Source organism: Streptomyces sp. NPDC006739, from assembly GCF_042869815.1.
Taxonomy (GTDB): domain Bacteria; phylum Actinomycetota; class Actinomycetes; order Streptomycetales; family Streptomycetaceae; genus Streptomyces.
The window spans coordinates 47,924-66,582 of the sequence record NZ_JBIAGM010000028.1 but is presented as its reverse complement, the minus strand read 5'-3'; the positions used below and the strand labels follow the sequence as shown (position 1 = coordinate 66,582).

Annotated in this window: 17 protein-coding genes; 10 read left to right on the top strand and 7 right to left on the bottom strand. The window is 72.7% G+C overall.

Annotated features, from left to right (window positions below; genetic code table 11):
• Positions 1–79 precede the first annotated feature (79 nt).
• The 4 genes from ACFYMM_RS36720 (at position 80) to ACFYMM_RS36705 (ending at position 5,095) form a co-directional block, all read left to right on the top strand.
• Complete coding sequence (locus ACFYMM_RS36720; RefSeq protein WP_388395099.1) at positions 80–1,441, top strand: DUF692 domain-containing protein; 1,362 nt, start codon at positions 80–82, stop codon at positions 1,439–1,441.
• Between the two features lie 159 nt (positions 1,442–1,600).
• Entirely contained in the window at positions 1,601–2,416 is an 816-nt protein-coding gene (locus ACFYMM_RS36715) for a DUF4142 domain-containing protein (RefSeq protein WP_388395097.1), read from the top strand.
• Between the two features lie 96 nt (positions 2,417–2,512).
• Positions 2,513–3,301, top strand: coding sequence for a TIGR04222 domain-containing membrane protein (locus ACFYMM_RS36710; RefSeq protein ID WP_388395095.1), 789 nt, complete (start codon positions 2,513–2,515; stop codon positions 3,299–3,301).
• 141 nt (positions 3,302–3,442) lie between these two features.
• A complete protein-coding gene (locus ACFYMM_RS36705; RefSeq protein WP_388395093.1) occupies positions 3,443–5,095 on the top strand; it encodes an alpha/beta hydrolase in 1,653 nt (550 codons plus the stop codon).
• Positions 5,096–5,152: 57 nt separating this feature from the next.
• On the opposite strand, the gene hemQ is transcribed toward ACFYMM_RS36705, so the two are convergent.
• Positions 5,153–5,884 (bottom strand): hydrogen peroxide-dependent heme synthase, encoded by a 732-nt coding sequence (hemQ, locus tag ACFYMM_RS36700; RefSeq protein WP_388395091.1) that lies wholly within the window; start codon positions 5,882–5,884, stop codon positions 5,153–5,155.
• A gap of 5 nt (positions 5,885–5,889) precedes the next feature.
• A complete protein-coding gene (gene hemG / locus ACFYMM_RS36695; protein WP_388395088.1) occupies positions 5,890–7,350 on the bottom strand; it encodes a protoporphyrinogen oxidase in 1,461 nt (486 codons plus the stop codon).
• 170 nt (positions 7,351–7,520) lie between these two features.
• Between hemG and ACFYMM_RS36690 the strand changes: the two genes are divergently transcribed.
• The gene (locus tag ACFYMM_RS36690; protein ID WP_388395086.1) at positions 7,521–8,507 is read left to right on the top strand and encodes a DUF4349 domain-containing protein; all 987 of its coding nucleotides are present in this window, start codon (positions 7,521–7,523) and stop codon (positions 8,505–8,507) included.
• A gap of 43 nt (positions 8,508–8,550) precedes the next feature.
• Entirely contained in the window at positions 8,551–9,948 is a 1,398-nt protein-coding gene (locus tag ACFYMM_RS36685; RefSeq protein ID WP_388395084.1) for an FAD-dependent oxidoreductase, read from the top strand.
• Positions 9,949–9,953: 5 nt separating this feature from the next.
• Here ACFYMM_RS36685 and ACFYMM_RS36680 read toward each other — a convergent pair whose 3' ends face one another.
• A complete protein-coding gene (locus tag ACFYMM_RS36680; RefSeq protein ID WP_388395082.1) occupies positions 9,954–10,238 on the bottom strand; it encodes a hypothetical protein in 285 nt (94 codons plus the stop codon).
• Between the two features lie 92 nt (positions 10,239–10,330).
• Here ACFYMM_RS36680 and ACFYMM_RS36675 point away from each other — a divergent pair, with 92 nt between their 5' ends.
• Positions 10,331–11,155 (top strand): rhomboid family intramembrane serine protease, encoded by an 825-nt coding sequence (locus tag ACFYMM_RS36675; RefSeq protein ID WP_388395080.1) that lies wholly within the window; start codon positions 10,331–10,333, stop codon positions 11,153–11,155.
• Position 11,156: 1 nt separating this feature from the next.
• On the opposite strand, the gene hemE is transcribed toward ACFYMM_RS36675, so the two are convergent.
• The gene (hemE, locus tag ACFYMM_RS36670) at positions 11,157–12,224 is read right to left on the bottom strand and encodes a uroporphyrinogen decarboxylase (protein WP_388395077.1); all 1,068 of its coding nucleotides are present in this window, start codon (positions 12,222–12,224) and stop codon (positions 11,157–11,159) included.
• 106 nt (positions 12,225–12,330) lie between these two features.
• On the opposite strand from hemE, the gene ACFYMM_RS36665 reads away from it, so the two are divergent.
• The 3 genes from ACFYMM_RS36665 (at position 12,331) to ACFYMM_RS36655 (ending at position 15,415) form a co-directional block, all read left to right on the top strand.
• A complete protein-coding gene (locus ACFYMM_RS36665; RefSeq protein WP_388395075.1) occupies positions 12,331–13,008 on the top strand; it encodes a DUF3000 domain-containing protein in 678 nt (225 codons plus the stop codon).
• Between the two features lie 308 nt (positions 13,009–13,316).
• A complete protein-coding gene (locus tag ACFYMM_RS36660; protein WP_388395074.1) occupies positions 13,317–13,979 on the top strand; it encodes a LuxR C-terminal-related transcriptional regulator in 663 nt (220 codons plus the stop codon).
• Between the two features lie 137 nt (positions 13,980–14,116).
• Positions 14,117–15,415 carry a ribonuclease D gene (locus tag ACFYMM_RS36655; protein WP_388395072.1) on the top strand — a complete coding sequence of 433 codons (1,299 nt, stop codon included), beginning with the start codon at positions 14,117–14,119 and terminating at the stop codon, positions 15,413–15,415.
• A 36-nt stretch (positions 15,416–15,451) separates the two neighbouring features.
• Here the strand turns inward: ACFYMM_RS36655 and ACFYMM_RS36650 are convergent, their stop codons facing one another.
• From ACFYMM_RS36650 to ACFYMM_RS36640, 3 genes are read right to left on the bottom strand one after another with little or no spacing between them, the layout of a single operon-like run.
• The gene (locus ACFYMM_RS36650) at positions 15,452–16,282 is read right to left on the bottom strand and encodes a carbohydrate ABC transporter permease (RefSeq protein WP_388395069.1); all 831 of its coding nucleotides are present in this window, start codon (positions 16,280–16,282) and stop codon (positions 15,452–15,454) included.
• Entirely contained in the window at positions 16,279–17,226 is a 948-nt protein-coding gene (locus ACFYMM_RS36645; protein ID WP_388395066.1) for a carbohydrate ABC transporter permease, read from the bottom strand. The genes ACFYMM_RS36650 and ACFYMM_RS36645 overlap by 4 nt, the downstream gene beginning before the upstream one ends.
• Positions 17,226–18,542, bottom strand: coding sequence for an extracellular solute-binding protein (locus ACFYMM_RS36640; RefSeq protein ID WP_388395064.1), 1,317 nt, complete (start codon positions 18,540–18,542; stop codon positions 17,226–17,228). Before ACFYMM_RS36640 ends, ACFYMM_RS36645 begins: the two co-directional genes overlap by 1 nt.
• Between the last annotated feature and the right edge of the window lie 117 nt (positions 18,543–18,659).

The window sequence follows — 18,659 nt, the reverse complement described above, 5'->3', positions numbered from 1 at the left end:
GCTCTGAAAGGGCGGCCCCCGCGGTTCGGGGGCGTGCGCCGTGGCCATACCCCCCTCGTTCGAAGGAGGGGGAAGAGCCATGCGGCGACTGGGCACGGGGATCGGCTGGCGGCCGGAGATCGCGGACGCCGTGGAGGGGATGCCGGGCATCGACTGGGTGGAGGCCGTGGCCGAGAACATCTGCCCGGGACATCTGCCCGAGTCGCTGCTGCGGCTGCGCGAGCGCGGGGTGACCGTCGTCCCGCACGGTGTCTCGCTCGGTCTCGGCGGTGCCGAGCGGCCCGACCCGGCCCGGCTGACGGCGCTCGCCGAGCGGGCGGAGGCACTCGGTTCGCCGCTGGTCACCGAGCACATCGCGTTCGTCCGAGCCGGGGGCGCGCTGACCGCCTCGCCCCGGCTGGAGGCCGGCCATCTGCTGCCCGTGCCGCGCACCCGGGAGGCCCTCGACGTGCTGTGCGCGAACATCCGGATCGCTCAGGACGCGCTGCCGGTGCCGCTGGCCGTCGAGAACATCGCCGCGCTGATCTCCTGGCCGGGGGAGGAGATGACCGAGGGGCAGTTCCTGTACGACCTCGCCGACCGCACCGGGGTGCGGCTGCTGATCGACGTGGCGAACCTGCACACCAACCACGTCAACCGGGGCGAGGACCCGGCCGAGGCGCTCGCCGGGCTGCCGCTGGAGGCGCTCGCCTACGTCCATGTCGCGGGCGGCTTCGAACGGGACCGCGTCTGGCACGACAGCCACGCCCACCCGGTGCCGCGACCGGTGCTCGACATCCTGACCGACCTGGCCTCCCGGGTCGAGCCGCCCGGGGTACTGCTGGAACGGGACGAGAACTTTCCCGCCGACGGCGAACTGGAGCGGGAGCTGCGGGAGATCCGGGGGGCGGTGGAGGCGGGGCGGTCCGGGGGGCGTACGGCACCACGTGCCGCCCTCGGCGACCTCGGCGACCACGACGACCCCGGCGACCACGACGACGGCAACCGCGAGAGCGGCGGCGGCACGTCCGAGCGTGATCACGAGGCGGCCCGGGTGCGGGTCGGGCTGGCCCAGGCCGCCGTGCTGTCCGCGCTCGTCGCGGGGACGCCGGTACCGGAGGGCTTCGACCGGGTGCGGATGGGGGTGCAGTCGCGCTCGCTCGCGGCGAAGCGCGCGGACGTGGTGGGGAAGGTGGCGCCCGAGGTGCCGGAACTCCTCGGGGCGGGGTACCGGGAGGCCTTCTTCGAGTACGCCCGTGAGCGGCCGATGACCGGCGGGTACCGGCGGGACGCGCTGGACTTCGTCGGGTGGCTGCTGCTCGCCGGGCGGCCGGCGGAGGCTGCGGTGCGGCGGGAGCTGCGGGAGTGGTGGCTGGAACGCTCGGGCCCGGCGCCACGCTCGCGCCGGCCCGTGGTGCGGGTGGCCCGGGCCGCCGGGAGGGTGCTGCTGCGCAGGGGGTGAGTGTGCCCGGAATTACACCCCTCTCCGACCCCAGGAGGAAGGGCCGGAATAGGGCATCAAAGGGTGCATAGCGGACGTCTTTTGGTCCGGACTCCGCAGTAATATGCCAACCCCCGCACCCGAACCACACTGGCGTGCGGTGCCGTAACAGGAGGCACCATGCGACCCCGACCCCGACCCCCGATCAGGGGACGAGGCATCTTCAGTGGGACCGGAATCATCGTCCTGGGACTGGCCGCCACCCTCGCGGCGCTCGTCTTCCCGATCTGGTCGTACGCCGACCGGTCGGTGACGACCGGCGCCGACGTGCTGAGCGCGCAGACCGTGACGACGCAGTACGGCCCGCTGTCGGCGCAGGACCGCGACTTCATCACCAAGGTCCGGCTGGCCGGGCTGTGGGAGCTGCCCGCCGGGGAACTGGCGGAGCGGAAGGGGACCACCCAGGCCGTCCGTACCGCCGGACAGCACCTCGTCGACGGGCACACCTCGCTCGACGCGCACGTACGCGCCGTCGCCACCCAGCTCGGCATCCCGCTGCCCAACGTGCCCAACCAGCAGCAGGAGCAGTGGCTGGCCACCCTGACCTCGGCCCAGGGGCAGGACTTCGACCGGGACTTCGCCAACCTCGTGCGGCTCGCCCACGGCAGGGTGTTCTCCGTGGTCGCCCAGATCCGGGCCGGCACCCAGAACTCGCTGGTCCGCGGGCTCGCCGACGACGCCAACACCACGGTGCTGGACCACATCAAGGTCCTGGAGGCGACCGGGGACGTGGACTTCGGCACGCTCGCCCGGGACCTGGCGGCCACCGCGTCCCCCGTACCCAACCCGGCGGTGGTCGAGCCCGGCGACGCCGTCCCGCTCGTGCCCTCGACGACGGCCCAGACCTCGGCGGCGTCCTCGGCGTCCGCCACACCGTCCCCGGCCTATCCGCTGCCGCCCGCCGAGTCCAGCCCTCTCCCGGCCAACAGCCCCTGACCTGCACGGGAAGCGGAACGTCACGTACCAGCCACATTCCGTCCGGATGGCGAAAAGGGCATGGCCATTCCAAGACCGCTGGCATAGAAACGTGTCATGTTCTGGGTCCTTCTGTTGCTCCTGGCCTGGGCCGTCACCGGTACGGCGTGCACCCGGCTGTGCCTGTCCGCCGTACGCTCCGCGTCCCTCGACGCGGAGGCCGCGGCCCTGGGCCGGGACCACGACCTGACGCTGTACGAGGCCGCGTTCCTGTCCGGGGGCCCGGCCCGGGTCGCCGATCTGACCATGGTCGCCATGGCACGGCAGCGACGGCTGCTGCTCGCGCACACCGGCTGGGCCACCGTGGTGGACCCCCGGGGGCGCGACGCCATGGAACGGTCCGTGATAGGGGCGATCGGGCCCGGGGGACAGTCCCGGATCGAGCCCGTGCGGTCTGCCGCCGCGGACGCCGACGCCGTACGGGACCTGGCCGACGGGCTGGTGCGGGACGGGCTCGCGGTGCCGTACGACGGCGCCCTCACCACCGTCGCGGCCGGTATGCGCCAGGTGCGCGCCGCCGCCGTGGCCGTGCTCGTGCTGGGCGGGACCGCGCTGCTGCTGCCCGCCCCGACGGAGATGCCCCGCCAGCTGGTCGCCCTGTGGTTCGCCCTGCCCCTCACCCTGTGTCTGAGCTGCCTGGTCATCGCCCGGGTCGAGACGCACCCGTACTCGCGCTGGGCCTCTCCGGCCGGGCAGCGGCTGCTCGGCGCGTGGCGGCGCGGGCCGGCCGCCGGCGGCGACGACCGCTCGTTCCTCACCTCCGTCGCGGTGCGCGGCATCCGCGCCATCGGCGAGCCGGAGCTGCGCGCGGCCTTCGCCCATCGCGACCAGCCCTGGCGGGAGTGAATCGGGGGCGCATAGGGGGCATTGGCTCCGACACCGGCCGGGCGGTGCTTGCGTTCACCCATGGCCGAACGAAATATCCCTTTTGTTGTCGCCGGGCCTTGGCTGCCGTGCCATCGCCGCCGCGCACCGAAGGGAAACGCGATGAGAGCTGCCGCCCTGTACACGGCCGCCGGGTCCTTGCTCCTGACCACCCTCGCCGCAGCTCCGGCGGGCGGCACGCCCGGCGCTCCGGCCGCCCCCGGCGCGGCGGCCGAGCTGCGCGGCACCGCCGTGGCCGCCGCGCGCGCCCGGGCGGCCGGTATCGACTTCCGCGCGTGCTCGGCCGAGCCGGACGCGCCGGCCGCCCTGCGGTGCGGCACCGTCGAGGTCCCGCTGGACTACGCGCACCCGTACGGCACCCAGATCGAGCTGACCGTCAGCCGGGTGCGGGCCACCCAGAAGGACCCGTACAACAGCAAGCGGAAGGTGCCCCGGCAGGGCGTCCTGGTCTACAACCCGGGCGGACCCGGCGCGTCGGGCATGCTCTTCCCGGCGGCCGGCGCGCTCCCGGAGTGGAAGCGGATCGCGGCCGCCTACGACCTCGTCGGGTACGCCCCGCGCGGGGTCGGCCGGTCGGCGCCGCTGTCCTGCGAGGAGCCCAAGCGCTTCGTCGAGGCGCCCACCGAGGCGCCGGCCCACCCCTCGGAGGCGTTCAAGAGGCGGCAGATCGCCCGGGCCAAGGCGTACGCGAGCGGGTGCGCCCGGCGGGCCGGCGGCAAGTTGCGGTACTACACCTCGCTGAACAACGCCCGGGATCTGGACGTCCTGCGCGCCGCGCTCGGCGAGGACCGGCTGACCTTCATGGGCGCGTCGTACGGCACCTACTTCGGGGCGGTGTACGCGACGCTGTTCCCCTCGCATGTGCGGCGGATGGTGCTGGACTCGGCGGTCGACCCGGACCCGGCGCAGATCTGGTACCGCGACAACCTCGACCAGTCGGCGGCCTTCGAGAGCCGCTGGGCGGACTTCCGCGAGTGGATCGCCCGGCACGACGACGTGTACCGGCTCGGTGACACCTCCGAGAAGGTGCGGCAGTCCTACGAGAAGGCGCGGGCCCGGCTGGCGGTCCGGCCGGCCGGCGGCAAGGTCGGGCCGGGGCAGCTGCAGAACGCGTTCCTGATGGCCGGGTACTACGACGACTTCTGGCCGGGCCGCGCCCAGGCACTGTCGGCGTATCTGAAGGGCGATGCCAAGCCGCTGGTCCGGCTGGCCGCGCCGAGTGCCCGGACGGCCGCCGAGGCGGAGAACGGCAACGCGGTCTACACGGCCGTGGAGTGCAACGACGCCCCGTGGCCGGCCGACTGGGCGGTGTGGGACCGCGACAACACGCGGCTCGCCCGGGTGGCGCCCTTCGAGACCTGGGACAACGTGTGGATGAACCTGCCGTGCGCGTACTGGCCCGCGCCCCGGCAGCGACCGCTCGACGTGCGCACGAGTCCCGGTGAGCTGGCGCCGGTGCTGATCCTGGCGGCCGAGCGGGACGCGGCCACGCCGTACCCGGGCGCGCTGGAGATGAACCGGCGGCTGGCCGACTCGGTGCTGGTCACCGAGCGGGACGCGGGCACGCACGGGATCGGCGGCGGCGCCAACAAGTGCGTGAACGCCTATCTGGACGCCTATCTGCTGGAGGGCCGTCTGCCGGTGCGGCGCGCGGCCTGCGCACCGCACCCGGAGCCGAAGCCCGCCCCGCCGGCCGGCCCCGCCGGCGGCCGGGCCCTCAAGGACCGGCTGAAGGGGAAGGCCGACCGGCGCTGACCGGCCCGCGCGGACCGGCCGGCGCCGGTCAGACGGCGCCGGTCAGGGGCCCTGCGATCAGGCGAGCCCGGCGACCAGGTCGCCGATGTCCTTGCGGCGCCCGGTGAAGAAGGGGACCTCCTCGCGGACGTGCCGGCGCGCCTCGGAGGCGCGCAGGTGGCGCATGAGGTCGACGATCCGGTACAGCTCGTCGGCCTCGAAGGCCAGCATCCACTCGTAGTCGCCCAGGGAGAACGAGGCGACCGTGTTGGCGCGCACGTCCGGATAGCCGCGGGCCATCTTGCCGTGGTCGGCGAGCATGCGGCGACGGTCCTCGTCGGGCAGCAGGTACCAGTCGTAGGAGCGCACGAAGGGGTAGACGCTCACGTAGTTGCGGGGCGTCTCGTCGGCGAGGAACGCCGGGATGTGCGCGCGGTTGAACTCGGCGGGGCGGTGCAGCGCCATGTTCGACCACACCGGATCCAGCGCGCGGCCCAGCCTGGTGCGGCGGAAGAGGTTGTACGCCTCCTGGAGCTGGTCGCTGGTCTCGGCGTGCCACCAGATCATGAGGTCGGCGTCGGCGCGCAGGCCGGAGACGTCGTACGTGCCGCGGATCGTCACGTCCTTCGCGGCGAGCTGGTCGAACAGCTCCTGGACCTCGTCGGCGTAGCCCGCGCGGTCCTCGGGCAGCACGTCCTTCAGCTTGAAGACGGACCACAGGGTGTAGCGGATGACCTCGTTGAGGTCCTTGGCCAGCTTGCCCTTGTTCGGGATCCGTCCGGCCGCGGTGGTGGGGGCGTCGTCACTCATGGTCCTTATTCTCCCGCTCCGCCGTGCAGACTTTGCACCGGGTTGGCCGTGAGGTCCCGGGTGGCGCTCGGGTCGCCCCCGATCCGGTCGACGGCCGCGTAGGCGCTGGCGATGCAGGCCGGGATGCCGACGCCGTCGTAGGGGGCGCCGCACACCGCGAGGCCCGGCAGCTCGGCGACGTGCTCGCGGACGCGGGCCACGCGCGCGTGGTGGCCGACGGGGTACTGGGGCAGGCCGTCGGTCCAGCGGGTGACACGGGTCTCCAGCGGGGTGGCGTCCAGGCCGGTGGCCTCGCGCAGGTCGTGCCGGGAGACGTCCACCAGGCCGGCGTCGTCGCGCTGGAGCACCTCCGTCTCCCCGTACCGGCCCACCGAGGTGCGCAGGACGACCACGTCCGGGTCCTCGCGCGCGATCCAGCCCCACTTCTGGGAGGCGAACGTGGACGCCTTGATGGTGCGGCCGTCGACCGGCGGCACCAGGAAGCCGCTGCTGCCGTCCGGGAGGGCGAGACCGTCGCGGCGGTAGGCGAGGGTGACCAGGGCCATGGAGGCGTACTCGACGGCGCGCAGCTCGGCGGCGGCGGCCGGGGACTCGGCGGCCAGCAGCGCGGCGGCGGCCGGGGCGGGTACGGCGACGATCACGGCATCCGCCCGCACCACGTGCTCCCCGGCGGCCACCCGCCACGTGCCGGACGCCTCCCGGCGCAGCTCCGTCACGGGCGTGCCGGTGCGGATCTCGCCGCCGCGGGCCCGCACCGACGCGGCGACCGCGAGGGGCAGCCGGCCGACGCCGCCCTCGATGCCCATGAACACCGGCCCGGTCTGACCGCTCGCGGCGGCCTTCTCCTGGATCTCGCGGACGGCCCGGGTGAGCGAGGTGTGCGTGCGGGCGGCCTGGAAGAGCTGCGGGACCGCCGAGCGCATCGAGATGCGGTAGGCGTCGCCGGCGTACACCCCGCCGAGGAGGGGCTCGATCATGCGGTCGACGACCTCGCGGCCGAGCCGCGCCGCCACGTACTCCCCCACCGCCACGTCGTCGCCGACCTCGGTGCGGGGCAGGTCGGCGTCGCGCTCGATGCGGGCCAGCCCCTCGTCGGACAGGACTCCGCTCAGCGCGGCGGCGGTGCCCGGGACGCCCATGACATGGCCCTTGGGCATGGGGCGCAGCGCGCCACGCGTCCAGATGGAGGCCGTCGCGGTGGCGGGCGGCGCGAGCCGGTCGGTGAGGCCCACCTCGCGCGCGAGGGCGACCGCCTCCGGGCGGCGGGCCAGCATCGACTCGGCGCCCAGGTCGACGCGCACCCCGGCGATCTCGCCGGGCAGCAGCTTGCCCCCGACCCGCTCCGCCGCCTCCAGCACGGTCACCCGCGCCCCGCGCTGCAAGGCCCGGTGCGCGGCCGCCAGCCCCGCGATCCCGGCGCCGACGACGACGACGTGCCCCGCACCCGCACCACCCGTTGCGCTCATGCCCCCACTCTCTCAAACCGCACTGACAGTCCCGGTCGGCCGGGTGTCCGTGCCGAGTCCGGTTCGTGACCGCTTCGGGACCGGCGGGCCCAAACGTCCCGGGCCGCCCCGGCGTCGAAGGAGCGTCAGTCGACCGTCACGGACATCAGCACCCCGGGGGTAACTGCCCGATGCGCACACCACGTTCCCCGCGGCCCGCCCACGCGCTGGCCGCGATCCTTCTCACCGCCGCCCTCGCCGTCGCCGGGTGCGGCGGCGCGGGCTCCTCCTCGAACGGCGGCGCCCGCGCCAGGACGGACGGCGCCACCGCCAGGCAGGCGAGCGGGTCCGGCGGCAGCGCGGCCGGCGGCAAGTCGGCCGGCGGCCGGACGGCCGACCGGACGCCCAGGCTCGCGCCCAGCGCCATCATCCGCACCGCCTCCCTGACCGTGCAGGTCAAGGATGTGCCCAAGGCCCTGGACCAGGCCCGCGGCGCCGCCGAGGACGCGGGCGGCTACGTCGGCCAGGAGACCACCGGCCGGGACGGTCAGGGCCACGAGCGCACCCGGCTCGTCCTGCGCGTGCCCACCGACAGGTACGACGAGGTCCTCGCCGGCCTCCAGGGCGCGGGCAAGCTCCTCGACCGCACCGCGCAGGCGGTGGACGTCACCGACCAGGTCGTGGACGTGGACAGCCGGGTCGCGTCCCAGCGGGCCAGCGTCGCCCGGGTGCGCGACCTGATGGACCGGGCGACCCGGCTCGCCGACGTGGTCACCCTGGAGGGGGAGTTGAGCAGCCGCGAGGCCGACCTGGAGGCGCTGCTCGCCCAGCAGGCGTCCCTGAAGGACCGCACGAGCCTGGCCACCATCACCCTGTCGCTGACGCAGACGCCGGTGCGCGAGGCCGCCGCGCACCACACCCCCGGCATCACCGACGCCCTGGCCGGCGGCTGGCACGCCTTCGTCACCATGCTGCGCTGGATCGCCCTGGCCCTCGGCGCGGTCCTGCCGTTCGCGGCGCTCGCGGCCGTGCTCGCGCTGCTGTGGCTGCGGGTGGTACGCCCCCGCCTGCCGCACCGCGCGGACCCGGAGCCCGCGATGACCGCCCTGGGCCCGCTCCCGGCGGCCGGCCCGGCGCCGAAGTCCCAGGGCCCGCGGCGGCCCGGCGGCGCGGACTGACACCGCCCGGGCCCGAAATGCCGTCACCCCGTAGCGTGTTCGCATGAGCATGAGTGAGAGGCGGGGCGGGACCGAGCGGCTGGTCGTGATCGGCGCGGACGCCGCGGGGATGTCCGCGGCGTCGCAGGCGCGCCGGCTGCGGGGGCCCGGGGAGCTGGAGATCGTGGCGTTCGAACGGGGCCATTTCACGTCGTTCTCGGCCTGCGGCATCCCCTACTGGGTGAGCGGCGACGTCCCCGAACGGGACGACCTGATCGCGCGCACGCCCGAGGAGCACCGGGCGCGCGGGATCGATCTGCGGCTGCGTACCGAGGTCACGGAGATCGACGTGGCCGGCCGGCGGGTACGCGCGCGTGCCGTCGATTCCGGCGCCGAGTCCTGGACGTCGTACGACAAGCTCGTGATCGCGACCGGCGCCCGGCCGATCCGCCCGGACCTGCCGGGCACGGACGCCGCCGGCGTGCACGGGGTGCAGACCCTGGACGACGGGCAGGCGCTGCTCGACACGCTGGCCCGCACGCGCGGCCGGCGGGCCGTGGTGGTCGGGGCCGGCTACATCGGCGTGGAGATGGCCGAGGCGCTCATCAAACGCGGCTACGAGGTGACGGTCGTCAACCGCGCCAAGGAGCCCATGTCCACGCTCGACCCGGACATGGGCCGGCTGGTGCACCGGGCGATGGCGGGCCTCGGAATCACCATGGTCGACGACGCCGAGGTCACCAAGGTGCTCACCGGGGAGGACGGCCGGGTCCGCGCGGTGGCCACCGAGGGTGCCGAGTATCCGGCGGACGTCGTCGTCCTGGGCATCGGCGTCCGCCCCGAGACGTCCCTCGCCGAGGCGGCGGGCCTCCCGCTCGGCGCCCACGGCGGGCTGCTCACCGACCGGGCGATGCGGGTGCTCGGCCACGAGGACATCTGGGCCGGCGGCGACTGCGTCGAGGTGCTGAACCTGGTCTCCGGGCAGGAGCAGCACGTCCCGCTCGGCACCCACGCCAACAAGCACGGCCAGGTCATCGGCACCAACGTCGGCGGCGGCTACGCCACCTTCCCGGGCGTGGTCGGTACGGCCGTCAGCAAGGTCTGCGACCTGGAGATCGCCCGCACCGGCCTGCGCGAGAAGGACGCCCGCCGGGTCGGCCTGCAGTTCGAGACGGTCGTCATCGAGTCGACCAGCCGCGCGGGCTACTACCCCGGTGCCTCCCCGATGACCGTGAAGATGCTCGCCGAGCGCCGCACCGGACGACTGCTCGGCGTGCAGATCGTCGGCCGGGAGGGCGCGGGCAAACGTGTCGACGTCGCCGCGGTGGCCCTCACGGCCGGACTGACGGTGGAGCAGATGACAGCCCTGGACCTGGGCTACGCCCCACCGTTCTCACCGGTGTGGGACCCGGTACTCGTGGCGGCACGGAAGGCGGCGGCGAAGGTACGGGCCGGCGCGTAGTCCCCTCAGGCCGTGCCGCTGATCCGGGGCAGCGACGTCACGCCCGCGGTGGATGACACCGCGGCCGGCTGCTCCCCCGCCGGCTTGGCGTGCGCGGCACTCGGCCGGGTCGAGCGCAACCGGTTGCTGACCGCCTCGTCCAGCGTCACCGGCCGCTGCATCTGGGCCGCGAGGCGGCCCGCCTCCTGGCCGAGTCGCGCCACGTCCTCCCAGGGGAGCCGTACGACGAGGGAGATCTCCGCCTCGCCGTCGGGCAGTGCGTGCATCGGAGGAATAACCCGTTCGTTCATCGCCTGATCCTCACGTCGGTTGACAGGAGATACGCACGTCCGCCGGGCGGTGTTCACCGATTCACGGCCCGCATCGGGGGCAGTACTTGTGTGTGGTCATCCCCGTTCATGACGTGAACCCGCTGCGCCGCACGCCCTGGGTGACGTACGCGCTGATCGCCGCGAACGTCCTGGTCTTCCTGTTCACGCCCGGCCTGGCCGGCTCCGTGGCCGGTGGCAGCGACCTGGCGCAGCTGTGCCATCTCCAGGCCTTCACGGACCACTACGCGCTCGTGCCCCGAGAGCTGATCCACCATCAGATGCCGCGACTGGTCCCGACCGGTGACGTGGGCCTGGGTCCGCACGGCGCGGGGTGCGTGGTGGCGCCGCCCGGCTATCACAAGTCGCCGCCGCTGTCGGTGTTCACGGCGATGTTCCTGCACGGCAGCTGGCTGCACCTGCTGGGCAACATGCTGTTCCTGCTGATCTTCGGCAACAACGTCGAGGACCGGATGGGCCACATCCGCTACTTCCTCTTCTACGTCGTCTGCGGCTACGCGGCCGGCTACGGCTTCGCGCTCCTCAACGCCACTTCCGGGGACCCTCTGATCGGCGCGTCCGGCGCGATCGCCGGCGTCCTGGGCGCCTATCTGGTGCTGTATCCGAGGGCCAGGGTCTGGGTGCTGGTGCCGTTCCTGATCTTCCTGCCGCTGCGGCTGCCCGCCTGGCTGGTGCTGGGCTTCTGGTTCGGCCTCCAGGCGGTGTACTCATCCGGCCACGGGGTCTCCGGCGCCGGAACGGTGGCCTACACGGCGCACGTGGCCGGCTTTGTCGCGGGCATGCTGCTGGCGCTGCCGCTGCGTCCGGGCACCCCGCCCCCGCCGGAACCGCGCCGCCTGCTGTTCGGCAGACAGGCCCGGCCCCGGCACACCTGGTAGGTCAGCGGGCGGTTCGCGTGTGGACGTACTCCGCGAGCCGGGTCAGCGCGTCCGGGTCGGTGGACGGCATCACGCCGTGGCCGAGGTTGAAGACATGGCCCTCCAGGCCCGCGGCGGCGTCCAGCACCTCGCGGGTCTTGGCCTCGACGACGTCCTGCCCGGCGAACAGGACCGTCGGGTCGAGGTTGCCCTGCAGCGCCTTGCCGGGGCCGACGCGGCGGGCGGCCTCGTCCAGCGGGACGCGCCAGTCGACGCCGACGACGTCCGCGCCGGCCTCGCCCATGAGTCGCAGCAGCTCACCGGTGCCGACGCCGAAGTGGATGCGCGGGACGCCGTACCCGGCGACGGCCTCGAAGACCTTGGCGGAGGCGGGCAGCACCGAGCGGCGGTAGTCGGCCGGGGCCAGCGCGCCGGCCCAGGAGTCGAAGAGCTGGACGGCCGAGGCCCCGGCCTCGATCTGCACCTTCAGGAAGGCGGTCGTGATGTCGGCGAGCCGGTCGAGCAGGTCGGCCCACAGCTCGGGGTCGCCGTACATGATCGCCTTGGCGTTCTCGTACGTGCGCGAGGGGCCGCCCTCGACGAGGTAGCTCGCGAGGGTGAAAGGCGCGCCGGCGAAACCGATGAGCGGGGTCGCGCCGAGCTCGCGGGTGAGCAGGCCGATCGCCTCGGTGACGTACCAGACGTCCTCGGGGGTCAGGTCGCGGAGCTGGGCGAGGTCCGCACGGGTGCGGATCGGGTGGGCGACGACGGGGCCGACCCCCGGCTTGATGTCGAGGTCGACGCCGATGGCCTTGAGCGGGACGACGATGTCACTGAAGTAGATCGCCGCGTCGACACCGTGCCGGCGGACCGGCTGGAGGGTGATCTCCGTGATCAGGTCCGGGCGCGTGCACGACTCCAGCATCGGGACGCCCTCGCGCACCTTGCGGTACTCCGGCAGGGAGCGCCCGGCCTGCCGCATGAACCACACGGGCGTGTGGGGCACGGGTTCGCGCCTGCACGCCTTCAGGAAGGCACTGTCGTACGTCGCTGTCGGCTGCTGGCCCGTGGGGCTTGCGTTGGCACTCACGACGGCAAGTCTCGCACGGCCCGGAAACGGGCATGGCCGCGCCCTTGGCGGTCCATAGGGGTGTCTCTCCCTGCGTCGGGGCCCCGTTCCCCTTACTCTTCCCCGCATGGCTGCGGCTCAGGGACGACTGTCGGACGGCGCTGACGGGATGGACGACGCGAAGGAGACCGGGGAGGCGGAGGGGCATGCGGGCACCGGGGCGCCACCGGCCTTCCGGGCCGCGGTCGACGCGCTCAGGACCGCGCGGCTCAGGCCGCAGGTCGAGGTGGAGCCGACGCCCGCCCCGCAGCGGCTGGCCCCGTTCTCGTACGCGCTGGAGGCCGCGGTCGTCGACGGCGACCAGGACCTGGCCGACGGCCGGCTGGTGCTGCTGCACGACCCGGCCGGGCACGACGCCTGGCGCGGCACGTTCCGGCTGGTGACGCTGGTGCGCGCGGAGCTGGAGCCGGAGATGGCGGCCGATCCGCTGCTGCCCGAGGTGTGCTGGTCGTGGCTGACCGGCGCGCTCCAGGCGCGCGGACTCGCCTACGGTGAGCCGAGCGGCACGGTCACGCGCGCGAGTTCGCACTATTTCGGCGGGCTGTCCGAGCGTCCCGCCGCCTCGCAGATCGAGATCCGGGCCTCCTGGACGCCCCGGGAGGGTCTGGGCGGCGCCCCGGACACCGCCGCCCACCTCGCCTCCTGGTGCGATCTGCTGGCGCAGGTCGCGGGCCTGCCGCCGGCCGGTCCGGGCGACGCCTCGGTGGTGACCCTGCCGCAGCGCAGGGGCCCGCAGTCCCGCTGAGTCACCCCTCGCCCATCCGTCCGCCCCCCGCCCGCGCCCGCGTCCACCCGCGTCCCGGAGACTCACCCGCCGTTGACCATCTCTTTGTCGATACGGCCACTTTCTGACCTGGAATCGCCTCGACCCGAACCGACTCGACCTTCGGATGATCGATCGAGTGTCCGAATTGCGCGGAATGTTCTCACTAGATCGTGATCATTCTCTAAAGGCGGACGGGTTTGCTGCCGAAGACGACTGTGACCTTGAAAGCACGGTTCGTCCCGGCTTCCTCCCCACAAGCCGGCCCCGTCCCCCACCCAGGAGGCCTGGTGTCCGTTCTCCTAGAGCAACCCGCAAGCCTGGTCGCCTACCGCCCGAACAAGCCCACCGCCATGGTGGTCGTGGCCGACCCGCGCGTGCGTTCCACCGTCACCCGACACCTGTGGGCGCTGGGTGTGCGCGATGTCATCGAGGCCTCGTCCGTCGCGGAGGCTCGTCCCCGCATCGGCAACCCCCGCGACATCTGCGTCGCCGACGTCCATCTGCCCGACGGCTCGGGCCTGACCCTGCTCTCCGAGACCCGCGCGGCGGGCTGGCCCAACGGGCTGGCGCTCTCCGCCGCCGACGACATCGGCGCCGTGCGCAACGCCCTGGCCGGCGGAGTGAAGGGCTACGTCGTCACCGGCACCCGCACCAACATCGGGCTCCCCACCCGACCGGGCGCCGCCCCCATCGGTTCCGCCGCCGCCCGTATGCACCGCCGCCCCCCGGGTTCCCCGAGCCACCCGGGTGGTTACCGCGAGCTGTCCGGCCGTGAGGTCGAGGTGCTGCGACTGGTCGCGGAGGGCCAGTCGAACAAGGCGATCGGCGTCTCGATGGGGCTGTCCGCACTGACCGTCAAGAGCCACCTCGCCCGCATCGCCCGCAAGCTGGGCACCGGCGACCGCGCCGGAATGGTGGCGGTGGCCCTGCGGACGGGGATCATCCACTGACCCACCCCCACACCACTTCCCCGGTTCACCCATGTGAACAGGGGGTTTCACCTGCCTGACCGGTTTACGACCCTCTGACGCCCGTCGACGGAACGTTCCGTCGACGGGTGCTGTCCACACACAGATACCCTTGACAGGTGACCGACGCCCAAGAGACCGCAGCAGACAGTTCCCTGCGCACCGCCGGAGGCACCCCTCCGGATGAGACCGGGTCTTCTGTGACGGAGGCGCCGGTTCCGTTGCTGGAGCCCCGCGAGGGCATTCCGCCGGTGATCGCGGACGAGGCCGCCCTCGCCGAGGTGATCGCCGCCTTCGCCGCCGGCTCCGGTCCCGTCGCCGTCGACGCCGAGCGCGCCTCCGGCTACCGCTACGGGCAGCGCGCCTACCTGGTGCAGCTGCGCCGCCAGGGCGCCGGCAGCGCGTTGATCGACCCCGTCGCCTGCCCCGACCTGTCGGGCCTGGGCGAGGCGCTGTCCGGCGTCGAGTGGGTGCTGCACGCGGCCACCCAGGACCTTCCCTGTCTGCGCGAGATAGGCATGGTGCCCAGCCGGCTGTTCGACACCGAGCTGGCCGGGCGGCTCGCCGGTTTCCCCCGGGTCGGCCTCGGCGCGATGGTCGAGGGCGTGCTCGGGTTCGTCCTGGAGAAGGGCCACTCCGCCGTCGACTGGTCGACCCGTCCGCTGCCCGAGCCCTGGCTGCGGTACGCGGCGCTGGACGTCGAACTGCTCGTCGACCTGCGCGACGCGCTGGAGAAGGAGCTGGACCGGCAGGGCAAGCTGGACTGGGCCCAGCAGGAGTTCGACGCGATCGCGGCCGCGCCGCCCGCCGAGCCGCGCAAGGACCCCTGGCGCCGTACGTCCGGGATGCACAAGGTGCGCAGGCGCCGTCAGCTCGCCGTCGTACGGGAGCTGTGGGAGACCCGGGACCGGATCGCCCAGCGGCGGGACGTGTCGCCGGGCAAGGTGCTCTCGGACGCGGCCATCGTCGAGGCCGCGCTCGCCCTGCCGGCCAACGTCCACGTGCTCACCGGGCTGAACGGCTTCGGGCACCGGGTCGGCCGGCGGCAGCTGGAGCAGTGGCAGGCCGCGGTCGACCGCGCCAAGGCGCTGCCCGAGGTGCGGCTGCCGCAGCCCGGGCAGCCGGTCGCCGGACCGCCGCCGCCCCGGGCCTGGGCCGACAAGGACCCCGCCGCCGCGGCCAGGCTGTCCGCCGCCCGGGCCGGGGTCTCCGCGCTGGCCGAGCAGCTGAACATGCCGCAGGAGAACCTGATCGCCCCGGACACGGTCCGGCGGGTCTGCTGGGAGCCGCCCAAGGCCGTCGACCCCGACTCCGTGGCGGCGGCCCTGGTCGGGCACGGTGCGCGCGCCTGGCAGGTGGAGCAGGTGACGCCGGTCCTGGTGGCGGCGCTGACGGCCAAGGGGGACCAGGTCCAGTAGGCCCGGCCCCCGGGGCGTCCCACCGGGGCGTTTCGGCTACTTCGTGGCTCCCCTCATGAAGCCGTTGTAGATGAAGCGCTGCAGGCAGAGGAAGACGATCAGGGTCGGGAGGATCACCAGGACCGCTCCCGCGGAGATGATCTCCCAGTGGGCTCCGTAGGGGCCGCGGAAACGGAACAGGGACGTCGAGATCACGCCAAGATCCTGGGAGGGCATGTAGAGGAAGGGGATGTAGAAGTCGTTGTAGACGGCTATCCCCTTCACGATGACCACCGTGGCGATCGCCGGTTTCAGCAGCGGGAGGATCACCCGCCAGTAGATCGTGACGGCGTTGGCGCCGTCGAGGCGGGCCGCCTCGTCCAGGGAGATCGGGATCGATCGTACGAACTGCAGGAAGATGTAGATCGAGACGATGTCCGTGCCCATGTAGAGCGCGATCGGCGCCCAGCGGGTGTCGAACAGGCCGAAGCTGTTGACGATCTGGAAGGTGGCCACCTGGGTGGTCACCCCGGGCACCAGAGCGGCCAGCAGGAACAGGGCCACCACCAGCTTCTTGAAGCGGAAGGTGAAGCGGTCGATCGCGTACGCCGTCATCGAGCCGATGAGAACGGTGCCGCCGACGGCGAAGACCACGATGAACAGGGTGTTCCCGAAGGCCCGGAGCATCCCGCCGTCCTGGAACGCGGTCACGTAGTTGTGGAAGTCGAACAGGTCCTTCGGGAGCGTGAGCGCCCCGCTGCCGTTCGCCATCTCGTCCGACGACTTCAGGGAGGTGAGCAGGACGACGCCGAGCGGCAGCAGGACGACGAGGGCCGCGACGACCAGGCTCAGGTGGACGAGCGTGCGGGCGACGGTCCGGCGTGTCATACGAGGTCCACCCTCTCGTCGGGTACCAGGCGCCGTTGCAGCCAGGTCACCGCCAGCACGATCAGCAGCAGGACGACCGCGGCCGCCGAGGCGAGCCCCGTCTTGTCGTACTGGAAGGCCAGCTTCACGGTCTGGGTCACGAAGGTCTCGGTGCCGGTCGCGCCGCCGGTCATGATGTACGGCACCTCGAAGACGGAGAGGGAGCCGGAGACCGAGAGGATCACGGTGAGGGTCACCACCGGTTTGATGCCCGGCGCGATGATGTGACGGAACTGCTGCCAGCGGTTCGCGCCGTCCAGATCGGCCGCCTCGTACAGCTCGCCCGGGATCGACTGGATGGCGCCGAGGAAGAGCACGAAGTTCAGGCCCAGGTAGCGCCAGACGGAGACGCCGGCGAGGGAGATGTTCGCCGAGACGGGCGTGCCCAGCCAGGCGTGGTGCGTGTGCACGCCGAACAGCCGCAGCACGGTGTCGAGGGTGCCGCCGTCCTGGAAGAAGTAGAGGAAGACGAAGCCGATCGCCACCCCGTTGATCAGGGACGGGAAGAAGAGCACACCCTTGAAGAAGTTCTGGAAGCGGACCTTGAAGCTCAGGATCGTCGCGAAGTAGAGCGCGGCGACGATCTGCACGGCGGAGGCGGCCAGGTAGTAGCCGCTGACGAAGAAGACCTCGAAGAGGTCCGGCCGGGTGAAGATCTCGGTGTAGTTGTGGGCGCCCGTGTAGTGCAGTTCGGGGCTGACGCCGTCCCAGTCGGTGAAGCTGTAGGCGACCATGTTGGCGATCGGCGCGTAGGTGAAGGTGATCAGCAGGGCGAGCGGGACGAGCAGGAACAGCCAGGGCGTGAGGGTCCGCCGCACCCGCGCCCGGCGCGGGGCCGGGGCGGGGGCGGCCGGGGCGGTGGCCGTGCTGCTCGGGGGCGTCGCCCGGTGGGTGGTGTCCGTCATCAGGACCCCGCGGCCTTGGCTGCCCGGGTCCACTTCTGGCCGAGGTCGTTCAGGAAACCGTCGAGGCTGCCGCCGCGGGCGCCGCGCGCCAGGTCGACCAGCTTCTGCCGGTAGTCGGGGGCGTACAGGCCCACCTCGGACTGGGAGTCGATCAGCTTGACCTTGGCGCCGGCCGCGTCGTTCAGCTCGATCAGCTTCACGCCCGCGTCCTCGTAGGGCTTGAGGACGGTCGGCAGCGGCGCGTCCTTGAGCGGGGAGACCGCCAGGTTGTCCCGGTCGTAGCCGGACTTGTCGGTGAACCAGTCGATCCAGGCGCGGGCCGCCTCCTTGTGCGCGGAGTGGACGTTGACGGCCTGGTTGTAGTCGGGGCCGACGACGGCGCAGAACCTGCCGCCCACCTGCGCCGGGAAGGGCATGAAGCCGATGTCGTCGGGACTCACGCCGGCCTTCTTGGCCGCGTCCTGGAACTGGATGACCGCCCAGGTGCCGAGCCACTGCGTGGCGATCCTCCCCTTCGCCAACTGGGCCTTGGAGGCCTCCCAGTTGGTGGTCGTCGGGTCGTTCTCGGCGAGGTGCTGGTGCACGATGTCGTACAGCAGCGTGTCGCCCACCCGCAGGTCCGCGCCCGGGGCCCACGGGTCGCCGTCCGCGAGCCTGGTGGTGGCCTGGGTGTCGCAGTGCACGGAACCGTTGACGAACGTCCAGGAGGTCAGCGGCCACTGGGCGGCGAAGTTGGTGTAATAGGGCGTGGCGCCGGTCTTGTTCTTGATCGCCCGGAGGTCGGTGAGGAACTCGGCGGGGGTGGTGGGCCACCGGGTGACGCCGGCCTGCTTCCAGACCCGCTTGTTGTAGACGAAGCCGGGGGTCACACCGATCGGGCTCTGGCCGTACACCTTGCCGTCGACCGTGGTGAAGTCGGTGAAACGGTACTTCTTGGCCCGTTCGCTCTGGGTGCCGAGGGAGGCGAAGAACCTCGGGTAGTCGCTCTTCTTGATGACCGCGGGGATCAGCAGGACGTCCCCGTAGTTCTCGGTGTTCATGCGGATCTTTACTTCGGCCTCGTAGTCGGTGAGGGCCTGGAACTTCACCTTCACCTTGGGGTACGTCCTGTTGAACTCGGCCGCGTACTTCTTCATCGTGCCGTCCTGCACGAGGTCGGTCCGCTGGGTGAGGACCGTGATGGTCCCGCTCACCTTCGCGGGGTCGGCGGGCGCGTCGGCCTCCGCGCCCTTGGCCGAGCCTCCGGTACCGGTGCAGGCCGCGAGCAGCAGGGCGGTGGCTCCCAGGGCGGCGGCGAGGTTCGTACGGCGGTTCATGTGCATCGACTCCGTTCTCGGTACGGAAGTGCACGTGCGAGGTGGGTGACGAGGGGCTGACGGGATGGCTGATTCCGCACTCTGACAGCGCTTTCCTCAACCGGTAAAGTCCCAATC